The following is a 24315-nucleotide window of genomic DNA, read 5'->3' on the forward strand; positions in this document are numbered from 1 at the left end:
GCAAATCATGCGCCTTCCGCCATATCAAGCCGAGGACTAGGTTTTCATCAGTCCCATTCTGGGGAGCTAAGAGAAAACGGAGTTCACGGGTGAAGCCGATCATTGCAGAACGAGGCGAGGCAATCGCCGAACGGACACCTTCCGTCCGCTGGGCGCTTGCCAGTCTTTCCCTCTCCATGTTGTTGCCGTCACTCGGCACCAGCATCGCCAATGTAGGCCTGCCGAGCCTGGCGCAAGCATTCAACGCCGCCTTCCAGGATGTGCAGTGGATCGTTCTCGCCTATCTCCTTGCCATCACCACCCTGATCGTCAGCGTCGGACGGCTCGGCGACATCACCGGCCGACGCCGGCTGCTGCTCATCGGCATCCTGCTCTTCACGCTGGCCTCGGTCCTCTGCGGCGTCGCGCCGACGTTATGGCTGATGATTGCCGCGCGCGCTGTGCAGGGCCTGGGTGCAGCCATCATGATGGCGCTCACCATGGCCTTTGTCGGCGAAACGGTGCCGAAGGAAAGAACTGGGAGCGCCATGGGGCTGCTTGGAACGATGTCGGCGATCGGTACCGCTCTTGGGCCCTCGCTGGGCGGCCTGCTGATTGCCGGGCTCGGCTGGCCGGCAATCTTTCTCGTCAACGTGCCGCTCGGCGTTCTGACCTTCGTTCTCGTCTATCGCCATCTGCCCGCCGATATCAGCGAGGGGAAGACGGATCGGAAGGGCTTCGACTTGGCGGGCACACTGCTGCTTGCGCTGACGCTTTCGGCCTATGCGCTGGCGATGACGATCGGGCACGGCCGCTTTGGCGTACTGAACATCGTCCTGCTCTCAGCCGCCGTCTTCGGCACCGGTTTCTTCGTCTTCGCCGAGGCAAGAGTGGCATCGCCGCTGATCCGGTTGACAGTATTTCGCAATCGCGTGCTCACCGCCAGCCTGGCGATGAACATGCTGGTTTCGACTGTGATGATGTCGACGCTGGTAGTCGCGCCGTTCTACCTCTCCCATGCGCTCGGGCTCAATCAAGCGCTCGTCGGCATCGTCATGTCGATCGGCCCGGTCATCTCCATTTTGAGCGGGGTCCCGGCCGGTCGGCTGGTGGACCGTATGGACGCGGCATTCGTGGTTGTCGCGGGGCTCGTTGCCATGGCGGCAGGCTCCCTCGCCATGGCCGTACTTCCCGGGATATCAGGCTACATCGCCGCCATTGCCATGCTGACACCCGGCTATCAGCTGTTTCAGGCGGCCAACAACACAGCCGTCATGGCGGATGTCCGCCCGGACCAGCGGGGCGTCATCTCGGGCATGCTCAACCTGTCGCGCAATCTCGGGCTGATTACCGGCGCGTCCGTGATGGGCGCCGTCTTCGCGTTCTCTTCGGGAACACCCGATATCACAGCGGCGCATCCCGAGGCCGTCGCCTCAGGCATGCGGATCACCTTTGCCGTCGCAGCAGCACTGATTATCGTCGCGCTCGCTATTGCACTCGGGACTTACCGCCGCCGCCGAGCGCTCGGGGAGAGTTGAGCCCGGCACTTATCGGCCGCGCGAGCGAAACCCAGACCAAGGTCCGATCCATCCCGGACTTCGTGCCCATAGGAACTTTCCGTCGATGCAATAGGTAGCTTCGACATGCGTGGAGGTGTTCGGAGTTTTGCTGTGACTAAAATGTTCGTTGCGGGGATGATACTGACGCCTCTTATCTTCTGGGGTTCTGTCGGCGTCCTGATATATTCGTACTTCTCGTGAGGGCTGTCCGGCGAAACATCGACTTCGCCGAGCCCGTATTTTCGAAACATTTCCGCGCCTTGACGATACCGGCCTCGATGGCGCCGAAGAGATACCGGGCTACCGCCCGGCCGCCGACATATCGGGATCAGTTCGAGTGACCACGGAAGATCGCAACGGCCGCAGTGACCAGCGCGGCATTGTCGTTGGCAATCGTCCCATCCGGGAGGTGCTTACCATCTTCCAGGCCGATACGGGTGGAGTAGCGCCGCTCGCGCGCCAACCTGACGAAGGGCCAGACGGTGTCGTCGAAACCATGCAGAAGAATGGGCCGCTTGACCCGGCCATCCCCGAGCGCCTTGATAATGCCGTCCGCGATATCGCATGCGCGCTGCAAATCCTGTTCGTTATCGAGCTCGATGAGCACGCGAAAGACCCGCTCATGATCATCGAGGCCGATGTAGCGCTCCGCATCGGCGACCGATGCCAGCCCGACTTCGATGCCGATACCCTTCTGCTGCAGCAACTGCATGACACCAGGGCCATCGTCTTCCGAGAGGTTCACCGAGGCATAATCCGGCAGAACGGACCAACGGCGGATGGCTTCCCGCGTTTTCTCCCGATCGCCTTCGATCCAGGCGCCCGTGGACACACCGATCAGCGTTCCCGGACAGACACGGCGGATCGCGCCGACAGTGTCGTCGACGGCGGCAAGGCTCTCCTTGCCATCGGCTCCGCGCGGATGAACGTGGAGCTCCGCAGCGCCGGCAGCGACCGAAGCCGTGGCATCACGCACCATGGCATCAATCGTCAGCGGAAGGAGCGGATGGAAATCGCTCGGCCGCGCGCCGTTGATGCAAGCTTGAACGATCATAAAGGAGCCTCGCGCTTGTTGGGCCGCTTAAGACGCCGGGTATACCAAATTGGAAACCTGAAGACTTAGGGGCGCTGCTGACAAAGTCATTTCCCTTGCCGTTACAGCCCCAATAATATCAAAACAGTCGAGATAGGCGACTGCTGCTCTCGTGCAGGGTCAAGCTGTGCGGACGCCGACTAGAGGACGGCCACGTGATCTCGTGGCAGCGACGTGACGTCAATCTGCCGCCCGACCCCATTCTTAAGTTAATGGCGGTCGCGTCCTGTTGCTGCCTGTACATCATCTCATCGTCGACGCAAAGGAGGAGGGTGAAACTCATCTGTTGCCCTCAGGGAAGGCCAACCTTCCTGAGGTACAAAACCGCAATTTTCGGAAAACGACGGATGGCGGAAGGGTCGCGAACTCTACGAGATCGAAATTCTTAGCTCAGCTCACGGCAGGCAGCGGCGAACAGTCGTTGACCCGGCCATCGAACCCATCACCGGCTGATCATGACCTGCCACATTCAGAACCGCATCAAGATACGCGAGAAACAGGGCGGCGGCCGCTGCTACTGCCTCCAGCCTATGGTTCTGAGTGACAAACCGCCACATAAGCAGCCGCGGAATGCCGAAACCCTTGAGCACCCGCGGTGCCGCTCTGATCGCGGCCGCAACAATCGAGACAACATCGCTTTGGCGTGCAAGCGTTGCAACGAAGAGCGCCGCGGCATGGACTGGCTCCTGTACACGAGCTACCGCCGCGGAGAGATCTGGGAACTAATCGAATGCGCGCCGCCCTGTGCGCATCGGCGTGGGTCGTAGACCTGCGCTAGCCAGCTGCCGAGCCGCATCGACGGCGGGACCAACACCATAGGCCGGCGCGATCACCATCCGCGACCACACCAGCGGCACGCAGGCCGGTGTTTTCTGGGATGCTCGCACCGTTCATCGGAGGTTAATGCTTATTAACCCAGAATCGCAGCCTGAAAGGATGCGCCGATGAAGATGCTCTTTACCTCACTTGCAGCCATGATCTTGTCTGCATCTTTCGCCCTGCCGCTGAACGCCGCGCCGATCGTCGTGCCGAACGCAGTACATATGCATACCTCCGACGTCGAGCAGGTCAAACACCGTCGCCACGGTAATGGACATGCGTATGGCCACCGGAAGAAACACCGGTACGCTTACCGCGACTGTCGGTATTACGGCTCGTGCTATCGTCCGCGGTATTACGGCAGTCGCGACTATTACGGCTATCGCGACCGTTACCCCTATCGTCGTCGGTCAGGTGTGACCGTGTATTTCGATTTTTAGCCGGCAGCGCCACTGAAACCAACCTTGGTGCTCAACAAATGCGCCGCCAGCCTCACCAGCTGGCGGTTTTCATACCAGAAGCGGGTTTATGACAAGCGTGCAATTCTCGCGCGGAAAGCGGAAATTGTGCAATAAAATCAATATAAGATGGCGGAAGAGGTGGGATTCGAACCCACGGTACGGTTTCCCGCACGCCGGTTTTCAAGACCGGTTCCTTAAACCACTCGGACACTCTTCCATCTGATTGAAAAGGTTGAGACATCAACATGCTGTTGATTTCTACGAACCGGTCATTGCTACCGATTTGCGACCCAATCACTCGATGGCTGGCTTTTTAGCAGCTTTGGTAGCAGCGTCAACGTGCTCTGCAGCATTTGCCAGCATCTTCGCCATGACGTGCGACTAGCTCGAGAGAGCCGACCTTCAGCTGTTCTTCAGCCTGCGCGAGCCGGTAGAGGTTCCGGCGCAAGGACGCTGGAGGTCAACCCGACGCTGCTGAACAACTCAACCCTGTTGCGACCCTTGTTTTTGGCAATGTAGAGCGCCTGATCTGCACGCTTCTGGACGTCTTGTTCGGTTAGACCCGCTTCCCAAAGTGCCACACCTGCACTGACGGAAGGTGTGACCTGATTTCCTTCGAAGACAAGGCTCAGGGCGTTGACAGCCTCGCGTACCTGCTCAGCGAGCGCAAAAGCAGAGGCTGCCGTTTGGCCGCGAAAAAAGAGGCTGAACTCCTCGCCGCCCAACCGACCTAACACGCAGGAAGAGTGGGCACTCCGAGCAATCGTCCGAGCGACATTTATGAGAACGACATCACCTTTGTCGTGTCCGTACATATCGTTAACACGCTTGAAAAAGTCGATATCGATGAGGACGAAGGCGTCCCCGGGGGCGAGGACTTTCGGAAGGGAATTGAAGAAATGCTGCCGGTTGGGAATGCCGGTCAGCATATCGGTATTTGCAAGTCTGATAAGCTTTTCTTCGGCTCTTTCCTGCACGAGGACGAGCACGAACAAAGCCACTGCGAAATGACAGATGATCAGCAGAAAGAAAGCGTAGCGCGGGGGAAGAGGCGCATCGTTTGGAAGGATGAAACCAATGACGACCAAAGCCGAGAGAGACGTTGCCACCCATATTGAGGCGGAAAGGGCGAGCCGCGCGGTAAGACGCTCATGGAAGAAGTCGCGGGCGATCACGAAACCTGACAAGGCAAGCAGGATTGCGGCGTTGCCATTGAACACCGATGCTCTCAATCCATTGTTCAAATACCATGGCGTGATCGCCGCACTCAGCATCAGGACGACGGGCAGGAGCAATGGCCACCAATCTCGTATAGAATTTTGACGCCGGCTGAGGCCGAAAAGACCAACCGCCATCAGCCCGTAACCATTGGCGCCCAGTGCAAAACTCCAGAACGTCCTGGCATTATCGGACATGTGAAGGCTCTCGTCCCACCCAGCCAGCGTTGAGGCGATCGCGAGCAAAGTAAAACCAACTGCAAGTACGCCGAGCCCCGGCGTCGCTCCAGAACGCCATCTCACATAGAAGAAGCAGATCGCTCCGACGATGAAGGAAGACTTGTGTAGAAGAAGGACTGTCGCAAGATCCATTGCCGGAACCCGATGTGAGAGAAGCGGGGTCCGAATAACGGCTAAAATCTACTTTTCGATGAACGCCGCGCGACCTTCTGACGGCGGAACTCGCTGCTCTTCCGGAGACTGGCGACCGAGATCGTTGGGACCCCGTCCATATATTGGAAATGACTCGCGTTCTCCCCGGCTTGAGCGTTAACTGTGTTGTTCTGGCGGAGGAAACAAACCATGGCCATGTATCTCACGCGCTTCAGCTACACGCCCGAGACCTGGGCGCGGATGATCGAAAATCCCGAGGATCGCCGAGAGGCGGCACGCAGTTACATTGAATCCGTGGGCGGAAAGCTGCATGGCTTCTGGTACGCCTTCGGCGAGCATGATGGTTGGAATCTGTGGGAGGCGCCCGATAACGTATCGATGGCGGCCGTAGCACTTGCGATCGGTGCAGGAGGTGCACTCAGCTCCATGGAGACCACTGTCCTCCTCAGCGTCGAGGATACGATCGCAGCCTTGGAAAAGGCGAAGTCGGTACGCTATCGTCCACCGGCAGCATAGGCGGCGGCCCACGGCTTCCCATCCACGTCGAAGATCAGCGCTTTGCGCTTCTCGTTCCGGCGCAAACTTTCTGTGAATTGCGCCGGAGACATGACAGACTTAGCTTCCGTCAGATCCAAGGCCCTTCGGACCGTTGAGCTGGTTCATATCCTCGCCGAGAGATCGAACCGCCTCCATCGTCACCGCAAGGGCCGACATCAGGATTGCGATGTCGTTATCTTCATCCGGCTGGGAAAGCGCGCGAGATCGAGCGTGCAACTGCTGGCTGACCGTGTCGAGCTGCTTCAGGGTTTCATCGTTCATAGTGATCCTCCAAAGGTCTAAACCTTCAAAGCCCGCGGCAGACAATTCGTTCCCATACAGAAGGAAGCGCCGCCCCGCATCAAATACGCGCAGGCCGTGTTTCAATATGGAGCTTTGGGGGCGTTCGGAAGCGCCCGGATGTTCACCATATGCCCCGCATCGGCACGATGATTTCGGGCCTCATTGCGGCGGCGAAAGGGCAGGCGGAAAGGGCTTTCGTTAGTGATTTATAAACCATAATCATTAGAATTGTCGCTATCGCTGCGAAATCGTTCGTAAATTTGCCACGAACTTAGCAAGATTAAAGCCTCGTTAGGCGGGCGGGAATAAGGCGCTATTGCCCCAAGATGGGGCAGGGTTCCTTAACCATAACGATCTTTGAGCGGCGTGGGGCATATGAAACTGGATTACGGGGCGGCGTCTTTCGCAACGGCAGCACGGTGGCTGGCGATCTCGGCGATGTGTGCGACGGTTGCGGCTTGCGGCACGACGCAGGCGGTGCCGAAGAAAAAAGCCCACGGCAAAGAGTATTTCTCCGAATCCGAATATGGGGTGAAGGCGAGCCCGCGGGTCGCCACCGGCAACAATATCCCGAAGGGCGGCGGCCGCTACATCGTCGGCAACGCTTACGAGGTGAAGGGCAAGTGGTATTATCCGAAGGAAGATTTCGCCTATAACAAGGTCGGCGTCGCCTCCTGGTATGGCTCGGCCTTTCACGGGCGCCTGACGGCGAACGGCGAAGTCTACGACCAGATGCATCTTTCCGCTGCACATCCGACCTTCCCGCTGCCGAGCTATGCGCGCGTCACCAATCTCGAAAGTGGTTCTTCCGTCATCGTGCGCGTCAACGATCGCGGCCCCTATCACGAAGGCCGCATCATCGACCTTTCCAACAAGACGGCCGACATGCTGGACCTGCAGCACAGCGGCACCGGCAAGGTGCGCGTGCAATATGTCGGCCGCGCCCGCATGGACGGCCACGACATGCCCTATCTGATGGCCTCCTACGCGCCGAAGGGCAGCCGCATTCCCGGCGTCAATCCTGAAGGCCAGATCGCAAGCGGCGTGATGGTCGCCTCCAACAGCCGAAAGATCACCCGCGACCAGCTGCAGAGTTCGGAAAACTACGAGACGCCGGCTAACGTGCCGGTGCCGAGGTCGGCCACCTCCTATGCCGGCTCGACGCCGAGCGCCCGCAACAATGCGGCAGCCGCCGCCGCACCCGTTCTGGCGCCGGCTGCCCATGTTCTGGTGGCGCCATCAGCGCCGTCCTTCAACAATGGTGCGCAGGCCATGGACCAGATGGTCGTGCTGCCGGAGATCGGTCCGATGCCCTATGAGCGGCCCCAGAATTCGCTGGCGCTCGGCTACCAGAACGAAGAGGTGAAGACGGTGACCGTCGATCTCGCCTTCGACGCGGTGATGGTGCGCAATGACGGGCTGACCCAAGAGTCCATTCTTGCCTCCGCCAAGCGCCAGCAGGCAAAGTTCGCCGCCCGCTGAGCATGGCATTGCATCGAATTCCCCCTCGCTCTAACCTCCCGACATACGCCGCTCCATAAGTGGAAATTGCGATGCTGAAGCCCGCGCTTCGCCTGCTTGCATGCCTGATGCCGTTCGCCACCGGAGCCTTTGCAGCCGATGGCGGTGCCGCCGGCTTCGCCACCAAGGCGGCGCAGGCCTATATGATCGAGGCCACCACCGGCACCGTGCTTCTCGCTAAGAACGAGGATCAGAGCTTTTCGCCGGCCTCACTCGCCAAGCTGATGACGATGGATCTCGTTTTCGAGGCGCTGACCAGGGGCCAGATCACGCTCGATACCGAATATCCCGTTTCCGAATATGCCTGGCGGACGGGCGGCGCGCCGTCGCGGACGGCGACAATGTTTGCCAGCCTGAAATCACGCGTGCGCGTCGAGGACCTGATCAAGGGCATCGCCATCCAGGGCGCCAATGACAGCTGCATCATCCTTGCCGAGGGCATGGCCGGAAGCGAGCAGCAATTTGCCGTGTCGATGACGCGTCGTGCCCGCGAGCTCGGCATGGAGAAGGCGGAGTTCGGCAATTCCACCGGCCTTCCCGATGGCAAGAGCAAGGTGACGGCACGCGAGATGGTGACGCTCGCCGCCGCCCTTCAGCAATCCTATCCCAATCTCTATCCCTATTTTGCGCAGCCGGATTTCGAGTGGAACAAGATCTTCCAGCGCAACCGCAACCCGCTGCTCGGGCTCGATCTCGGCGCCGACGGGCTGGCGACTGGCTTTACCGAGGGCGAGGGCTATTCGATCGTCGCTTCGGTTCAGCGCGACGGCAGGCGGCTGTTTCTGGCGCTTGCCGGCATCGCTTCCGACAAGGAGCGGACGGAAGAGGCCAAGCGGGTGCTCGAATGGGGGCTGACGGCCTTCGAGAACCGGCAGATCTTCGCCGACAAGGAAGTGATTGGCGCCGCCAGCGTCTATGGCGGCACGTCGCGCACGGTCGATCTCGTCGCCAAGGCGCCGGTCAGCGTCTATATCCCGATCAGCAATCCCGACCGGCTGTCGGCGCGCATCATCTATCGCTGGCCGCTGACGGCGCCGGTCAAGCCGGATACCCAGGCAGGGACGCTGAGGATTTTCGCCGGCAGCCGGCTGCTCAGGGAAGTGCCGCTCTATACCGTGCAAGCGGTCGGCGAAGGCTCACTCAGCAGCCGGGCGATCGACGCCATGCTGGAACTCGGCGAATCGCTGTTCTTCTCCTGGCTCTGGGACAAGCCCGCGCCCGTCTGACGAGCTGTTTCCAATGCAATTTGCCGGGAAAGGTGAATATGTCGCCGCGGCGAAAGGTTTTCCTCCCTGATATCTTCGGATAGATAGAAGGAGCAGGGCGCGTGCGGCGCCTGGAATGCGGGAAGTTGTCATTGTCATCCGGTACGGGATTGTTCGTTACGTTTGAAGGCGGGGAAGGCGCTGGGAAATCCACGCAGATCCGCCGCCTCGCCGAGGCGCTGAAGGGCGAAGGTCACGACGTGCTGATGACGCGCGAACCAGGCGGATCGCCGGGCGCCGAAGCCGTGCGCCACGTGCTGCTGTCGGGGGCTGCCGAAGCCTTCGGCACGCGGATGGAGGCAATCCTCTTTGCCGCGGCCCGCAACGACCATGTCGAAGAGGTGATCCGGCCGGCCCTGGCCGCAGGCAAGGTCGTGCTCTGCGACCGCTTCATGGATTCCTCCCGCGTCTACCAGGGTATTACCGGTAATCTCGAGCCCGATTTCATCGAGACGCTGCAGCGCATCGCCATCAACGGCGTGATGCCGGATTGCACCGTGATCCTCGACATCCCCGCCAAGGTCGGGCTGGAGCGGGCGCAGAAGCGCGCCGCGACCGATGCTCCCGATCGCTTCGAGAAGGAGCGGCTGGAAACGCACGAGAAACGGCGCGAGGCCTTTCTCGATATCGCTGCCCGCGAGCCGGAGCGCTGCCACGTCGTCAACGCCATGCAGACAGAGGAGGCGATCGCCGCCGAGATCCTGGCGATCATCCAACAACTGCTGTCGCCGGCAGGCCGTGCGCGAATGCCGGAAGCCGCCCATCATGAGTGAAGCCAATTATGAGTGAGGAAAGGCCCGGACTGCTCCACGGCGCCATCTGGCCGGGGGAAAATACCAGGCTGTTCGGGCATGCGGAGGCGGAAGCCTTCCTTGCGCAGTCCTACCGCTCCGGCAAGGGCCACCACGCCGTCCTGATCGAGGGGCCGGAAGGCATCGGCAAGGCGACGCTCGCCTTCCGCTTTGCCAATCACGTGCTCTCGCATCCCGATCCCGAGACAGCGCCGGAGACAATCGGCGATCCGGATCCGGCCTCTTCCGTCAGCCGGCAGATCGCCTCCGGCGCCTCGCATAATCTGCTGCATCTTGCCCGGCCGGTGGACGAAAAGACCGGCAAGGTGAAATCGGCAATCACCGTCGACGAGGTGCGCCGCGCCGGCAAGTTCTTCTCGCAGACATCTGGCACCGGCAACTGGCGGATCGTCATCATCGACCCGGCCGACGACATGAACCGCAATGCGGCCAACGCCATCCTGAAGATCCTGGAAGAACCGCCGAAGCGGGCGCTGTTCCTGGTGCTGTCGCATGCGCCGGGACGATTGCTACCGACGATCCGCTCACGCTGCCTGCCGCTGAAACTCGCGCCGCTTTCCGACGATGAACTCGTCGCGGCCCTTGCCAATCTCGGCATATCAGGCGAGGGCGGGGCGGTGCTTTCGGCCGCCAAGGGTAGCGTCGGCGAGGCGCTGAAACTCCTGAACTACGGCGGCGGCGAGATCATCGCCGCTTATGATGAGATGCTATCCGCCGAGGGGCCGACAGCCCGCAAGGCGATGCATCGGCTGGCCGACGCGCTTTCGGGTCGGGAGAGCGACACGATCTTCGATTTCTTCGTCAGCCATGTCGGCGACGACATCATGAACCGCGCGCGCGCGGCAGCCGGCGAGGGGCGGATCGCGGCGGCGGAGCGGCTGGCGCGGCTCTATTCCGAGATCACCGAGCGGCTGACCATTTCCGATGGCTACAATCTCGACCGCAAGCAGACGATCATCAGCATTCTCGCCGATATCAAGCAGCCGGGCCTTTAAAGCGCGTCACCGCTGACACTTTCGGCACCGTGCTCTGATCAGCCGGTCAGCAGCTTGACTGCGACAACAGCAAGCGTGGCGGCAAGGACGATGCGGATGGTGCGTTCGTGCAGCTTCGGCGCCAGAAGGCTGCCGATGATGATGCCGGGGATAGAGCCGATCAGCAGGGCAAACAGCATCGGCCAGTCGATCTCGCCGATCAGCCAATAGCCCGTGCCGCCGATCAACGTGAGCGGTACTGCATGAACGATATCGGAACCGACGATCTCGCGTACATCGAGCCTGGGATAAAGGACCAGCAGGATCGTCACACCCAGCGCGCCGGCACCGACCGAGGTCAAGGTGACGAGGACGCCGAGAACGAATCCGAGAATGACGGTGAGGGCGAGGATGGTCGTCGGCTTCGGCGGTGTGCGATCGCCGATGGCGCGCCGCGCCAGCTCGAGGATCGGGCCACGGAAGACCAGCATGATCGCGGTCATGACCAGAAGCCAGCCGAGTGCCGTGGTGATCGTATTGGTCACGCCGATGCTTTTGCGATCGACGCCGGCCAGCAGCCAGAGCATCAGCAGGGCGGCCGGCAGGCTGCCGGCCGCGAGGCTGCCGACGATCTTCCAGTTGACCCGCCCATGCATGCCGTGAACGGCGGTACCGGCCGTCTTGGTGATCGCCGCGTAGAGAAGATCGGTGCCGACGGCGGTGGCGGGATGGACGCCGAAGAGCAGCACCAACAGCGGCGTCATCAGCGAACCGCCGCCAACGCCGGTGATGCCGACGAGCGCGCCGACGAACAGGCCGGAAAGCGAATAGAGCGGTTCGAATGTCAAACAAGCGCCCCTGACGGCGCGCGGCCACGACAAATCCGATAGATGAAAACTCGCACTTCGTTCTTGTCCCGCCCTCTTTCCCAAGACGGGTAGATTGGGCGAGAAGCTGAGTCAAGTTCACGCCCCCATCGTCCCGGAAATCATCGACGACTGGAAAGTTGAGGTTTCGCTTGACGGTGACATGCGCTAAGAGCGGCTGACCATTTTTATAGAGTTAGCCGGACATTGGCCGCCATGACAGACAAGACACCCTTCTACATCACCACCGCGATTTCCTACCCTAACGGCAAGCCGCATATCGGCCATGCCTATGAGCTGATCGCGACCGATGCGATGGCGCGTTATCAGCGCCTGGATGGCAAGGATGTCTTCTTCCTGACCGGCACCGACGAACACGGCCAGAAGATGCAGCAGACGGCCCGCGCCGAGGGCATCACCGCGCAGGCGCTCGCCGACCGAAACTCCGGCGAATTCCAGGCGATGGCGACGCTGCTCAACGCCTCGAATGATGATTTCATCCGCACCACGCAGGAGCGTCATCACGAGACGTCGCGCAACATCTGGAAGCTGATGGCCGACAATGGCGACATCTACAGGGACAGCTATGCCGGCTGGTATTCGGTGCGCGACGAGGCCTACTACCAGGAAAACGAGACGGAGCTGCGCGCCGACGGCGTGCGCTACGGGCCGCAGGGCACACCCGTCGAGTGGGTGGAAGAGGCAAGCTATTTCTTCAAGCTCTCCGAATACCAGGAGAAGCTGCTTGCGCATTATGAGGCGAACCCCGACTTCATCGCTCCGGCCGAGCGCCGCAACGAGGTGATCTCCTTCGTCAAGTCGGGACTCAAGGACCTCTCGGTCTCGCGCACGACCTTCGACTGGGGCATCAAGGTGCCGGACGATCCGGCCCACGTGATGTATGTCTGGGTCGACGCGCTGACCAATTACATCACCGCGACAGGCTATATCGAGGACCGGAACGGCCCGCGGGCGAAATACTGGCCGGCTGACGTGCACATCATCGGCAAGGACATCATCCGCTTCCACGCCGTCTACTGGCCGGCCTTCCTGATGTCGGCGAAGCTGCCGCTGCCGAAGCGCGTCTTTGCCCACGGCTTCCTGCTCAACAAGGGCGAGAAGATGTCGAAGTCGCTCGGCAATGTCGTCGATCCGGTCAATCTGGTGAACCATTTCGGCCTCGACCAGGTGCGCTACTTCTTTCTGCGTGAAGTGTCCTTCGGCCAGGACGGCAGCTACAGCGAAGAGGCGATCGGCACTCGCATCAACTCCGACCTCGCCAACGGCATCGGCAATCTCGCCAGCCGCTCGCTATCGATGATCGTCAAGAATTGCGACGGCAAGATCCCGGAATGCGGCGCGCTCAGCGACGAGGACAAGGCGATGCTGGCTGAGGTCGATGCGCTGCATGCCTCGACCCGCGAGGATATGGGCAAGCAGCAGATCCACCGGGCGCTCGCCTCGATCATTTCGGTCGTTTCCGAGACTGACCGTTATTTCGCCGGTCAGGCGCCGTGGGCGCTGAAGAAGACCGATCCGGAGCGGATGGGCACCGTGCTTTACGTGACTGCCGAAGTCGTGCGCCAGATTGCCATCCTGCTGCAGCCCTTCATGCCGGACTCATCGGCCAAGCTGCTCGATCTGGTCGCAGCACCCGAAGACAAGCGCGACTTTGCTGCCCTCGGCGAAGCCGGCCGTCTCATTGCCGGAACGACGCTCGAAGCGCCGACGCCGGTCTTCCCGCGCTACGTGGCTCCGGAGGCTTGAGGCCGTGCTGATCGACACGCATTGCCATCTTGATTTCGCCGACTTCGAGGCGGAGCGGGACGAGATCGTCGCGCGCGCCCATCAAGCTGGCGTCGCGCAGATGGTGACGATCTCGACGCGGGTGCGCAAGCTCGGCGCGTTGCTTGCTATCACAGAGAAGTATCCCTCGGTATTCTGCTCGGTCGGCACGCATCCGAACAATGCCGACGAAGAGCTGGAGATCCAGACGGAAGAGCTGGTGCGTCTCGCCAATGCCCATGAGAAGGTGGTCGCGATCGGCGAGGCCGGTCTCGACTATTTCTACGATACGCAAAAGCCTGAGGACCAGCAGACCGGCTTCCGCCGCCATATCGCCGCGGCGCGCGAGACCCGGCTGCCGCTCGTCATCCACAGCCGCAGCGCGGACGAGGACATGGCTGACATACTAACCGAGGAAACCGGGAAGGGGGCCTTCCCCTTCATTCTCCATTGTTTCTCGGCAGGCCCGGAGCTTGCCAAGACTGGCGTCGCGCTTGGCGGCTACATTTCCTTCTCGGGCATCCTGACCTTCCCGAAGTCGGAAGAGCTGCGGGAGATCGCCAAGACGATCCCGCAGGATCGGCTGCTTGTGGAAACGGACGCGCCCTATCTGGCGCCGAAGCGCTGGCGCGGTAAGCGCAATGAGCCGTCCTATGTCGTCAACACGGCCGAAGTGCTCGCCGAGACGATCGGCCTTGCTACCGAAGAGGTCGCACGGATCACGACAGAGAACGCTTTCCGGCTGTTCTCGAAGATGCCGAGGATCTAGCGGCGTGCTCTACCGGCGGCGTTTCACCATTCTCGGCTGTTCGTCGTCACCGGGCGTGCCGCGCATCACCGGCGACTGGGGTGCCTGCAATCCCGACAATCCGAAGAACCGGCGCACGCGCGCTGCCTTCATGGTGCAGCAATTCGCACCCGATGGCGGTGTCACGACCGTCGTCATCGATACCGGGCCGGACTTCCGCGAGCAGATGATCAGGGCAGGGGCCGACCATGTCGATGCCGTGCTCTACAGCCATCCGCATGCCGATCATATTCATGGCATCGACGATCTGCGCGGCTATTTTCACAATACGCGCCGCCGGGTGCCGATCTTTGCCGACCAATTTACGATGGACAGGTTGCGGGAAGCCTTCGGCTATTGCCTGGAAACGCCGCCGGGCAGCAACTACCCGCCGATCGTGCTGCCTGTTGTCATCGAAAACCTCGACGCGCCCGTGGAAATCCATGGTCCCGGCGGAACGATCGCCTTCCATCCGCATATCCAGCAGCATGGGGATATCCACTCGCTCGGCTTCCGCATCGGCGATGTGGCTTATTGCAGCGATATTAGCGATTTCCCGCCGCAGACCGTCGAAAAGCTTCAGAACCTCGACATGCTGATTATCGACGCGCTGCAATATACCTACCATCCGAGCCACCTGTCGCTGGAACAGTCGCTCGACTGGATCGGCCGGCTGAAGCCGAAACAGGCGATCCTCACCCATATGCACACGCCGCTCGATTACGACGTGGTGATGGCTGAGACGCCGGACCATGTGGTGCCGGCGTATGACCAGATGAGCTTCGAGACCGAGGTCAGGCTCTAAAGCTTTAACCCGCTCGCTTGCACGTACGGCCACAGTTCGACGCCACCGCGGTGGATCATGTCGAGCGAGACGTAGAGGATGATCAGCAGGCCGACATAGGCGATCCAGCGATGGTTGGTGAGCAACCGGGCGATAAAGTTTGCGGCAATACCCATTAGCGCGATCGACAGGGCAAGACCGATGACTAGCACGCTCGGATGTTCGCGCGCAGCACCGGCAACGGCCAGCACGTTGTCGAGGGACATCGAGACGTCAGCAATGACGATTTGGGTCGCCGCCTGGAAGAAGGTCTTTCTCGGCGCGCCTTCGGCACCCACCGCTCCGTGATTCTCGCCATGGCCGGCGCGAAGCTCGCGCCACATCTTCCAGCAGACCCAGAGCAGCAACAGGCCGCCGGCCAGCAGCAGGCCGACGATCGCCAGCAGATAGACTGCGACGCTGGCAAAGAGAATACGCAGAACGGTCGCGGCCACAATGCCGACGATGATCGCCTTGCGGCGCTGCGTCGCCTCGAGGCCGGCAGCAGCAAGACCGATAACCACGGCGTTGTCGCCGGCGAGAACGAGGTCGATAGCAATGACCTGCAGCAAAGCCGTCATACCGGCTGCCGTAAACATGTCCATATGAATTATCCCCAATGCGTCAAAGCCGTGCTAGCGTCTCGAAGGTTTGACGTCAACCGCTGAGAGATTTCGCAAGCGGCGTATTTGCGAGTCTGCGCGCCGAAATGGCAGGCGGCAATGAAACAGCAAGCGATGCAGTGGAGCATCGCCATTCCCCTGGAACATTCAACTCAGCCGACGGTTCTTCAAGTCAGGAAACCAGACACCGGTCAATCATCGGCCAAACTTCGCATTGGCGGCTGGATCTGCACATCGAGAGGAGAGTCCCATGGGCAGCATTTACAACGATACCAACCCGACTTTTTCAGGCCCGACAGGCGGCAGCAGCCTTGCCGCATTTTTTGACAACCGATCGGACGCCGAATCCGCCGTCTCCCGTCTTGAGGACGCAGGCGTGCCGGTTGCGAGAATAAGGCTGATGCCCGGATATGAGGCGGGCGCAAAAAATACCGGCGCAATGAGCGAAGACCGCAGCGGCTTCTTCGACGCGCTGGCCGACTTCTTCCTCCCAGACGAGGATCGCGCGGTCTACGCAGAAGGGCTGCGGCGAGGTGGATTCCTCGTCCAGGTCAATGATATCGATGACCCGCTCTACGAGACCGTCCACGATATTCTGGACGACGAGGGCAGCATCGACATGGATGAGCGGGCGGATCTCTGGTCGTTGGAAGACAGACAGCAAGGCGCGTCCAATACCGGTTTTGCCGGATCGGCCCAGGGCGGCAAAGCCTCGGAAAACCTCGCCGTGTCCGAGAGTGCATTTGACGATGCGCGCCCGGTGGCAATGCGGGACACCGCGCATGGAAGCGCCAAGGTGCGTGCCTATACCTTCCCCGAGCCTGGCACCACGTCATCGGACGAAACCAATCGCCAATCCCAAGGCCAGTCCCAAACCCAATCGCAAGGCGGATCTCACCAGAGCCAGGGTTTCCGGCGCGACCATTGATATTATGAGGCCCGGCCGCAATGCCGGGCCTCATTTCCTCTCGCTCACCTATTCGAGGACATGTCGATGCAATCATCCATCAACCGCCACGGTCTTCCGCCCGACCCCGACGAACTGATCGCGGAAGGTGATCCGCCTTTTGCCGATGCGGCTGAGCAGACCGCGCGTGAAAAGGCCGACGAGAGCCTGAACGCCCTGCAGCACGAGGTAAGGCTGCTGAATGCCCGCATAGGCGTGCTGCGCGAGGACGCCGAAGCGGCATTGAAAGCCAAGGCCACATCGGTCGATGCGAGTGCCCATGTGCAGCTCGGCGATTACCCCTGGCTGAAACTTGCCGCGGCAATCGGCGCAACCTTCATTGCAGCCAGACTGGTTCGGCGTCTTCCGCTCGGTGTGCTGCTTGCGGGATTTGCCGGCCATATCCACGAAGTGAGACGGCAGTGACGGTTTGAGCGTGCTCCTGGCATAGGCGCCGTTGACCCTGTCGCGCAGGTTAGCCTGCTGCGGCACGTCGGCGGCCGGCGTGATTTGGCACCGCCGCTGTTAGCCACTCGCATGATCCTTGGAGGCACTCCGTAGCGCTACGATCGCATTCGGCGCCTCGATATAAGAGAGGCAGCAAGCTCGTCCCCGTTTTACGCCGAAGTCAGATGCTGCCCGAAAAAGTCGCTGAGCTTCGCGATTGCAGGCCCGACGAATTGCGGCTTGTCATAGAGGTCGACGTGGGTCGCACCATCCACAACGAAGAGTTCCTTAGGCTCCCTGGCCTTTTCATAGACCTGGTCGCTCCAGAATTTTGTCTCGGCTTTGGAACCCGCGATCACCAGAAGAGGCCGAGGCGAAATTGTCTCGATCATCTCGAACGGGTAGAATGCCATCTGCTGAGGCAAGCTCGAGAATATATAGCGATTAACGGAATTCGGATGCTGACCGCGAGCCGTGCGGTAGTATTCATAACCCTCCCTGTACATGACGGGAGTCGCTGGCGTGAAGTCGTCGGGAGAATTGGCCACAACAGGCACAAGGCGAACTGGTTCGCCACGCGCTTCACGGCTGCGCTGCTCGCCGGCATCCTTCAGCCGCTTGACGCGCTCTTCATAGGAGATGGAGTTCGAAAGTCCCTCGCGACGACCCTGGCCAATATCGAAAGTGCTCACGGCTGCGACGGCCCTTACGCGGTGCTCGTGCTGTGCGTGGTTCAACGCGTAGCTGCCGCCGATGCAAATTCCCAATGAGCCGATCCGCGCCGGATCGACCTGCGGATGCTGAACCAGGAAATCAATGGCGCAACTGATATCATCCACGCGCTGTGCCGGCACTTCCATAAGACGCGGCTCGCCGCCACTTTCGCCTTGATAGGATGCATCATAGGCCAGGCCGATAAATCCCGCTTCGGCAAGGCGCTGGGCATAGAGACCGGAGGACTGTTCCTTTACGGCGCCGAACGGATGGGTCACCACAACTGCCGCATACTTCCTGCTGCTGTCGAAATTGGCGGGCTTAAACAAGTTAGCGACAATGTTCGTGCCCATGTTCCGTGCAGGGTAGGTGACACGTTCAATCGTCACGCCTTTGTCGTTCGGGTAGTTGACAACAGCGGGTCCTTTGACCTTAGCAGATTGACCCGACGCCGCGGCGTTTCCAGCCAGTACTGAGCCGGCGACGGCAGCGCCAGACAAGACAAGCGCAGACGTTCCGAGAAACTGCCGCCGCTTCTCATCGATAAATTCATTGTCCATTGTAAAACTCCCTTGCTAGCGATCTGATTTGGAAGGATCAACGCGCTCATTTGGCGGTGATCTTTGTTCTTCTTGGTGCCAAGAATCGAACTCAACTTGTCGATCTCTCCTTGGTGAATGAGCCGCGGGAATTAGGTTCAGTCCCGCCTTGTGAAGGCGATCTCCCTGAACGGGCATTCCCCCGACAGTAAAGATGATGTGCTGCTTGAGCCGGACCTCAGATATTGATACGGCACTCCGGCGGCTCCGCTCCTTCAACGTTTTCATGCGCGACGATCTTTGGAATGACCCTATACGGCTGTGTCTGGGGCCTTAGCGCGCTCCAGGTCCGCGAGAAACTGCCGCATTAAGGGGGAATCTCCAAACCGGCGATAGTCGCGTTCCGATTTTAGCGAAAACTCGGGATTTTCCCTGACAAGGTCGGCCATCGTCGTTTGGGCATCGCCCAGATCGTCCCTCGCAGCCTGCAGCGCGGTTTGGATTAACAAGCAATTTGCGTCTTGCGGCGACCGGATCAGGCATTCGCGGATGACATTTGCTGCCTCGTCGCGGCGACCGGCCGCGTAGAGAGCCTGCCCATGCACGTAAGCATAATATTCGGGGGCAATTGGATGAAGGCGGCGCGCGCGCTCGGCATTCGAAACAGCAGCCGCATAGTCTCCAAATCGAACTTGTGCCTTGGCTAGCGCCATTAGGCTATCTGGGGCGTTCGGGTTGAGCTCCACGGATCGTTTCGCGGCCTGTAGCGCGCCGGGATAGTCGCCGGCGGCGGACAGGCCGAAGCTGAGCACCTGGTAACCGATCGCCAGATTTGGGTCGAGGCGGATAGACTGGCGCGCCTCGCTCAAACCGATTTCCACGTCTCTTTCCGTCGCCCGACCGGTGACCCGTTGCGTCATGTCGAAGATGTACGTCATACCGAGGCTGGCGCGCGCGACCGCATAGGACGGGTCCAGTTCCAGCGCCTTCTGGTAAAGTCCGCGTGCGGCCAGGAGTCCCTCGATATCCTTCGCGTCGTGCTTGAACCGATTTCGGGCCTGCAGGACAAGATCGTAGGCCTGCAGGTTCTTCGTCGGGCGCCGGATCGCCACTTCTTGCTCCGTTCTGCCGACATAAGACACGAGACTGGCGACGATCTGGGATGTCAGTTCGCTTTCAACGGAGAAAATATCCTCGACATTCCGGTCATAACTTTGTGTCCAGAGATGCGCTCCGCTTTTCACGTCGATCAGCTGCGCGGCGATACGAAGCTGATCACCGACACGACGCGCGCTTCCATCGACTACATAGGCAACATTCAAGCGGTCACCAATCGTTCGAATGTTACCCGCATCATCCCGCACTGCAGATGTAGAGTCCGGGTCGATCACCTGGAGATCAGGATTGCGCGCAAGCTGGGTCGTAATGTCCTCGGTAAGGCCATCGGCAAAGTAGGCCTGCGCGGGGTCGCCACTCATATTGTCGAAAGGCATCACCGCTACGGACGGTCGCGGATCGATTCTTTCCGCGTTCGCTAGCATGGTAAAGTCGGACGGTATCCCGGCGATCATCGCAGACAGTGGAATTGGCTGAAGCGAAAGTCCGATCCCGAGCGAAATTGCCCCGACCCCATAGGCGAGCCGAACGCCCACGTGGGGCACGAAGGAACGCACGCGGCTCCAACGTCGATTTCGCCGGCTCGGTCGTTTGACGGCGTAGACGTCGAGGCGTTCGGGAATGTTCTTCGCCGTTCGGCGCCCAATATGGGAAAAGCTCTTGCCGCGGCTGCGGTCGGCGCTCAACACCACCGCGTTACTGACAAAAATGCTACCCGGGTCGGCCATGGCTTCGAGCCGGGAAGCCACGTTGACGCCGTCGCCATAAATGTCGCCATTGTCCTCAATGACATCGCCGAGATTGACGCCGATCCGGAACTCGAATCGTTGGTTCTCGAAGCCGTTCTGGATCTCTACTGCCGCATCCAGCGCGTCGTTGACACTGGGGAAGGTTGCGAGAAAACCGTCGCCAGTGCTTTTGAACGTTCGTCCGCCATGTTGGCTGACAGTCGGTTCGATCAGGTCGTCGAATACAGAGCGGAGCTCTGCGTAAGTTGTCGCCTCGTTTTCAGCCATGAGACGACTGTAGCCAACAATGTCTCCGGCCATGATCGCCGCAAGCTTACGTTCCATCGCCACAGCGGCCGCGCCAGTTAACGCCAGAGCCGAAACCCCGAGCAGGTGTCTCCTGTTCAAGTCAACACAGCGGTCCGGCATGTTCGTAATCCTCTAGGGTCGATGCGGAAAAAGGGGCATCCTTGTTTAAAATGGTCGTCCTGTTCAGGCGTCGATCATGCGGAGGGCACCCTCGTGGAGCCGCTGGCCTTGGATGGAAATCCGGGCCAACGCTTCCTCGATGGCCTGCCGGTCGATTGGGGTCAGCACGACCTCAGTGGCTCCGAGATTTTCTTTGAGACGGTGTAGTTTCGTGGTGCCGGGGATCGGCGCGATCCAGGGCTTCTGAACGAGAAGCCATGCGAGGGCGAGTTGGGCAGGCGTCGCCCCCTTGCCATCGGCGATCCGCTTTAAGACATCCACCAAAGCCATGTTGGCGGCACGAGCCTCTGGCGAAAAGCGGGGTCCGTTGGCACGGAAATCGGTCGGGGCGATCTTGGTCTCGGCGGTGATCGCACCGGTGAGGAAACCTGCACCGAGAGGGCTCCACGGCACAAATCCGATGCCCAGTTCCTCGCAGGCGGTTAGAATGCCATTCTGCTCGACATCCCTTGTCCAAAGCGAGTACTCGCTCTGTATGGCGGCGAGCGCCTGTACGGTGTGGGCACGGCGGATTGTCGACGCATTGGCTTCCGAAAGACCCCAATGTTTGACCTTGCCCTCTGCGATAAGCCGTCCCACCTCGCCGGCGACATCTTCGATCGGCACGGTGGGATCGACGCGGTGCTGGTAGAGAAGGTCGATCGCGTCCACCTTCAGGCGGGACAGCGAGCCGTCGACAGACTTTCGAATTGTCTTCGGGCGGCTGTCCAGGCCTGTGCGTCCACCGTCAGGGTTCAGGCCGAAACCGAACTTGGTGGCGATGATCACTTGGTCCCGGAAGGGAGCAAGGGCGTCGCCGACCAATTTTTCGTTGATGTAGGGGCCGTAGACTTCGGCGGTGTCGAAAAAGGTAATGCCACTTTCGACGGCTGCGTGGATCATCCGAACGCCATCGACGTGATTGAGCGGCTGACCATAGGTGGTGTTCAACCCCATGCAGCCGAAACCGAGTGCGGAAACCTTTAGTTTCCCGAGGTTGCGCTTTTCCATTGAACTCTCCGATCGCCGTTTCGGACGGATTAAGCCGCCCGCAAATCCTTGCCGCCATTTTGGCAGCAGAACCTTTTGTGCTGAGATGAAGATAGGCCAATGGCTGATTGTTGATTAGTCGCTATAATCGGAATGGGCCTATGTCAGGAGTGGATAAATGCGGCGGCAGGATTTTGGAGAACTGAATGCCTTCATGGTGGTTGCGGAAGAGCGCAGTTTCACACGGGCGGCGGCGAAGCTGGGCACGTCCCAGTCCACGCTCAGCCAGACGATACGGCGCCTAGAGACGCGCCTCGGCCTTAGATTGCTGACTCGCTCGACCCGAAGCGTTGCGCCGACCGAGGCGGGAGAGCGTCTTCTCGAAACGTTGCGCCCCGCCTTCGACGATATCGACGACAGGCTCGCGGCACTGACCGAGTTCCGCGAGAAACCCGCTGGAACGGTTCGGATCAACGCCACTGACCAGGTTGCCGAATCCCTTCTCTGGCCCGTATTAAAGCGGTTGCTGGCAGATTATCCCGACATTCAGATCGAGCTGACCGCCGAGTCCGGGCTCACCGATATCGTGGCTGGTCGTTACGACGCAGGCGTTCGTCTGGGCGAACTCGTCGATAAGGACATGATCGCCGTGCGCATCGGACCGGAAATGCGCATGGTGGCTGTCGCTTCACCCGCATATTTCGCCCGCAATCCGACACCGCTGACCCCACACGATCTCGCGAAACATGAGTGCATCAACCTGCGCCTGCCTTCCCTTGGCGGGCTATACGCCTGGGAATTCGAGAAGGACGGGCATGAGCTGCGTGTCCGGGTAGAAGGGTCGTTGGCATTTAATAGTGGTAGATTGATCATTGCCGCGGCCCTTGATGGCTTTGGCATAGGCTACGTGACAAGTGATTACGCCGACAAGCCAGTCAAAGACGGACGATTGATGAGCGTGCTGGAGGACTGGTCGCCCCCGTTTGCAGGCTACCATCTCTACTATCCCAGCCGCCGACAGCTAACGCCCGCGTTTGCGCTCGTCGTGGACGCGCTCCGCTATCGCCGTGTCTAGGCCAGTTCGATAGAGTATTTATTCATTTCAGCTCATGCTTGCCGGATTTGCTGGTCATCTCTCGGAGGTGAGACGGCAGTGATGATCGTTGATGGGGCTGCCTATGCGGACGAATATCGTTCCACGAACCGAAGGCAAATCGCTTGATAGGTCGCCTTCTGCTTGAGAATGGAGCCGGTGATCGATATGCGAACAAGCGCTCATGCTAGCAGCAGGCCAGCAATTCCGGCCAAAGTCGCGACACCGCCGGCGATCGCGAAACGAACCGCATAGGCGATGCTCCCCATACTTGCAGCAAGAACGGCTTTTGCAAGAAAGTTGGCGAAAGCGGCGACCGCTATGGCGCGAGCGGCCGCATCCGCGGGCACCTGGATGGATGGCAATTTCGCCACGGCAAGCGTTATCGCATCGAGATCGCCCAGTCCTGTGATGAACGCAAGCGCGATCAGCGACTGAGTTCCAAAGACGGTCAAGGTCATTCGCGTTAGGACTGTCACGACGGCGAGAACGAGTGCGAAGCGCAGCACGACCATCACCTCGAGCGGGTTTCGAGGTGAAAAATCGGTGCTATCATCCGGGCGTTGCAGCAATGCGGCGAAGCCGCCAGCTATGGCGAGGATAGCGGCAGCCGGAGCGAGGGATAGAGCAAGATCCCTGAAAATGGCTGGTGCAATGACGCTGCAAATCAAAAGCACGCGGGCGAGAGAAACGGCTCCCGCAAGCATTGCGCCCGCCGAGAGGAGTGGCGAGAGGGCCGGCATCTGCTTCGATTGACGGGCAAAGGAAAGCGTCAGGGCCGTCGAGGAGACGATGCCACCGCTGGTCCCGGTCAGCAATATTCCGGCTCGGGCGCCGCTCAGCTTGATCAGGATATAACCGGCAAAGGAAACGGCTCCCACGAGGATCGTCATCATCCAAAGCTCGAAAGGATTGATTGCCTGCCAAGGATCAATCGGCCTGTTGGGAAGGATCGGGAGGATGACGATGGTCATCGTCAAGAGGATCAGGGCGGCCCTGAGCTCAAGCCAGGTCAATCGGCGAAGAAATCCATGCAACGGTTCCCGCGCTGCAAGAAGGGCGGTTATTGCCACAGCGCTTGCGGCCGTTACCGTCATATCCGCCACAACCGCACCAAAGCCCAGCGCAAAGACCGCCAGGGCCGCAATGGTGCCGGTGGCGCTGTAATCCTCTTCTTGTGCCGCCTGCATGCGGCTGAAGAGGAGAACCGTGATGCAAAAGAATATAAAGATAGCTGTCGGCAGAATCGGCCCTGTCACAGGCTGCAGGAAACCGCAGAAACCGCCAAGGAAACTTGACAGGCCATAGGTGCGGATACCGGCTACTCTTTTGCCTGGCGCAGCCTCACGATCCCGCCAGCCGCGCTCAATGCCGACAAGGATGCCGATTGCAAGCGCCAGGCTGAGGCGCTGGAATGCTTCCGTCGTTACCAATGATGTCATCATCCGATGGGTCCA

Annotated in this window: 22 protein-coding genes and 1 tRNA gene; 13 read left to right on the forward strand and 10 right to left on the reverse strand. The window is 60.3% G+C overall.

The window, feature by feature from the left end:
• The first annotated feature begins 89 nt into the window (after positions 1 to 89).
• Positions 90 to 1517, forward strand: coding sequence for an MFS transporter (locus HX898_RS05245; RefSeq protein WP_180194154.1), 1428 nt, complete (start codon positions 90 to 92; stop codon positions 1515 to 1517).
• Positions 1518 to 1866: 349 nt separating this feature from the next.
• Here HX898_RS05245 and HX898_RS05250 read toward each other — a convergent pair whose 3' ends face one another.
• Positions 1867 to 2592: a 3-keto-5-aminohexanoate cleavage protein gene (locus HX898_RS05250; protein WP_138329411.1), complete on the reverse strand. Its 726-nt coding sequence runs from the start codon at positions 2590 to 2592 to the stop codon at positions 1867 to 1869.
• A 983-nt stretch (positions 2593 to 3575) separates the two neighbouring features.
• Here HX898_RS05250 and HX898_RS05260 point away from each other — a divergent pair.
• A complete protein-coding gene (locus HX898_RS05260; protein WP_138329414.1) occupies positions 3576 to 3890 on the forward strand; it encodes a hypothetical protein in 315 nt (104 codons plus the stop codon).
• A 148-nt stretch (positions 3891 to 4038) separates the two neighbouring features.
• Here HX898_RS05260 and HX898_RS05265 read toward each other — a convergent pair.
• Positions 4039 to 4128: transfer RNA gene (locus HX898_RS05265), tRNA-Ser, on the reverse strand.
• Between the two features lie 196 nt (positions 4129 to 4324).
• Positions 4325 to 5500, reverse strand: a complete 1176-nt coding sequence (locus tag HX898_RS05270) for a GGDEF domain-containing protein (RefSeq protein WP_180194156.1) — start codon at positions 5498 to 5500, stop codon at positions 4325 to 4327.
• Positions 5501 to 5710: 210 nt separating this feature from the next.
• Here HX898_RS05270 and HX898_RS05275 point away from each other — a divergent pair, with 210 nt between their 5' ends.
• On the forward strand, positions 5711 to 6037 hold the full coding sequence (locus HX898_RS05275; protein WP_029874139.1) for a GYD domain-containing protein: 327 nt from the start codon (positions 5711 to 5713) through the stop codon (positions 6035 to 6037).
• Positions 6038 to 6136: 99 nt separating this feature from the next.
• On the opposite strand, the gene HX898_RS05280 is transcribed toward HX898_RS05275, so the two are convergent.
• On the reverse strand, positions 6137 to 6340 hold the full coding sequence (locus tag HX898_RS05280) for a hypothetical protein (RefSeq protein ID WP_180194157.1): 204 nt from the start codon (positions 6338 to 6340) through the stop codon (positions 6137 to 6139).
• A gap of 396 nt (positions 6341 to 6736) precedes the next feature.
• On the opposite strand from HX898_RS05280, the gene HX898_RS05285 reads away from it, so the two are divergent.
• From HX898_RS05285 to HX898_RS05300, 4 genes are all read left to right on the forward strand, one after another.
• The gene (locus tag HX898_RS05285) at positions 6737 to 7843 is read left to right on the forward strand and encodes a septal ring lytic transglycosylase RlpA family protein (RefSeq protein ID WP_180194158.1); all 1107 of its coding nucleotides are present in this window, start codon (positions 6737 to 6739) and stop codon (positions 7841 to 7843) included.
• Positions 7844 to 7914: 71 nt separating this feature from the next.
• Positions 7915 to 9108 carry a D-alanyl-D-alanine carboxypeptidase family protein gene (locus HX898_RS05290; protein WP_180194159.1) on the forward strand — a complete coding sequence of 398 codons (1194 nt, stop codon included), beginning with the start codon at positions 7915 to 7917 and terminating at the stop codon, positions 9106 to 9108.
• A 131-nt stretch (positions 9109 to 9239) separates the two neighbouring features.
• On the forward strand, positions 9240 to 9920 hold the full coding sequence (gene tmk, locus HX898_RS05295) for a dTMP kinase (RefSeq protein WP_138389155.1): 681 nt from the start codon (positions 9240 to 9242) through the stop codon (positions 9918 to 9920).
• 8 nt (positions 9921 to 9928) lie between these two features.
• The gene (locus tag HX898_RS05300; protein ID WP_180194160.1) at positions 9929 to 10954 is read left to right on the forward strand and encodes a DNA polymerase III subunit delta'; all 1026 of its coding nucleotides are present in this window, start codon (positions 9929 to 9931) and stop codon (positions 10952 to 10954) included.
• A gap of 38 nt (positions 10955 to 10992) precedes the next feature.
• On the opposite strand, the gene HX898_RS05305 is transcribed toward HX898_RS05300, so the two are convergent.
• Positions 10993 to 11781 carry a sulfite exporter TauE/SafE family protein gene (locus tag HX898_RS05305; RefSeq protein ID WP_138329421.1) on the reverse strand — a complete coding sequence of 263 codons (789 nt, stop codon included), beginning with the start codon at positions 11779 to 11781 and terminating at the stop codon, positions 10993 to 10995.
• A gap of 234 nt (positions 11782 to 12015) precedes the next feature.
• Here HX898_RS05305 and metG point away from each other — a divergent pair, with 234 nt between their 5' ends.
• From metG to HX898_RS05320, 3 genes are read left to right on the forward strand one after another with little or no spacing between them, the layout of a single operon-like run.
• Positions 12016 to 13566: a methionine--tRNA ligase gene (gene metG / locus HX898_RS05310; protein WP_180194161.1), complete on the forward strand. Its 1551-nt coding sequence runs from the start codon at positions 12016 to 12018 to the stop codon at positions 13564 to 13566.
• A 4-nt stretch (positions 13567 to 13570) separates the two neighbouring features.
• Positions 13571 to 14353 carry a TatD family hydrolase gene (locus tag HX898_RS05315; protein WP_138329423.1) on the forward strand — a complete coding sequence of 261 codons (783 nt, stop codon included), beginning with the start codon at positions 13571 to 13573 and terminating at the stop codon, positions 14351 to 14353.
• Positions 14354 to 14357: 4 nt separating this feature from the next.
• Positions 14358 to 15176: an MBL fold metallo-hydrolase gene (locus HX898_RS05320; protein WP_138329424.1), complete on the forward strand. Its 819-nt coding sequence runs from the start codon at positions 14358 to 14360 to the stop codon at positions 15174 to 15176.
• Here HX898_RS05320 and HX898_RS05325 read toward each other — a convergent pair.
• The gene (locus HX898_RS05325; RefSeq protein WP_138329425.1) at positions 15173 to 15799 is read right to left on the reverse strand and encodes a TerC family protein; all 627 of its coding nucleotides are present in this window, start codon (positions 15797 to 15799) and stop codon (positions 15173 to 15175) included. The genes HX898_RS05320 and HX898_RS05325 overlap by 4 nt on opposite strands.
• Positions 15800 to 16067: 268 nt before the next feature.
• Between HX898_RS05325 and HX898_RS05330 the strand changes: the two genes are divergently transcribed.
• Entirely contained in the window at positions 16068 to 16745 is a 678-nt protein-coding gene (locus HX898_RS05330; protein WP_171598759.1) for a hypothetical protein, read from the forward strand.
• 66 nt (positions 16746 to 16811) lie between these two features.
• Entirely contained in the window at positions 16812 to 17189 is a 378-nt protein-coding gene (locus HX898_RS05335) for a hypothetical protein (protein ID WP_131709116.1), read from the forward strand.
• Between the two features lie 191 nt (positions 17190 to 17380).
• Here the strand turns inward: HX898_RS05335 and HX898_RS05340 are convergent, their stop codons facing one another.
• The 3 genes from HX898_RS05340 to HX898_RS05350 form a co-directional block, all read right to left on the reverse strand.
• Positions 17381 to 18484 (reverse strand): alpha/beta hydrolase, encoded by a 1104-nt coding sequence (locus HX898_RS05340; protein WP_171598760.1) that lies wholly within the window; start codon positions 18482 to 18484, stop codon positions 17381 to 17383.
• Positions 18485 to 18774: 290 nt separating this feature from the next.
• The gene (locus tag HX898_RS05345; protein ID WP_180194356.1) at positions 18775 to 20652 is read right to left on the reverse strand and encodes an adenylate/guanylate cyclase domain-containing protein; all 1878 of its coding nucleotides are present in this window, start codon (positions 20650 to 20652) and stop codon (positions 18775 to 18777) included.
• A gap of 147 nt (positions 20653 to 20799) precedes the next feature.
• Positions 20800 to 21786: an aldo/keto reductase gene (locus HX898_RS05350; RefSeq protein WP_180194162.1), complete on the reverse strand. Its 987-nt coding sequence runs from the start codon at positions 21784 to 21786 to the stop codon at positions 20800 to 20802.
• 157 nt (positions 21787 to 21943) lie between these two features.
• Between HX898_RS05350 and HX898_RS05355 the strand changes: the two genes are divergently transcribed.
• The gene (locus HX898_RS05355; RefSeq protein ID WP_180194163.1) at positions 21944 to 22840 is read left to right on the forward strand and encodes a LysR family transcriptional regulator; all 897 of its coding nucleotides are present in this window, start codon (positions 21944 to 21946) and stop codon (positions 22838 to 22840) included.
• A 200-nt stretch (positions 22841 to 23040) separates the two neighbouring features.
• Here HX898_RS05355 and HX898_RS05360 read toward each other — a convergent pair whose 3' ends face one another.
• Positions 23041 to 24303 (reverse strand): DUF4010 domain-containing protein, encoded by a 1263-nt coding sequence (locus tag HX898_RS05360; RefSeq protein ID WP_138329431.1) that lies wholly within the window; start codon positions 24301 to 24303, stop codon positions 23041 to 23043.
• Positions 24304 to 24315: the final 12 nt, after the last annotated feature.

Source organism: Rhizobium sp. WYCCWR 11128 (assembly GCF_013416305.1).
Classification (GTDB): domain Bacteria; phylum Pseudomonadota; class Alphaproteobacteria; order Rhizobiales; family Rhizobiaceae; genus Rhizobium; species Rhizobium indicum.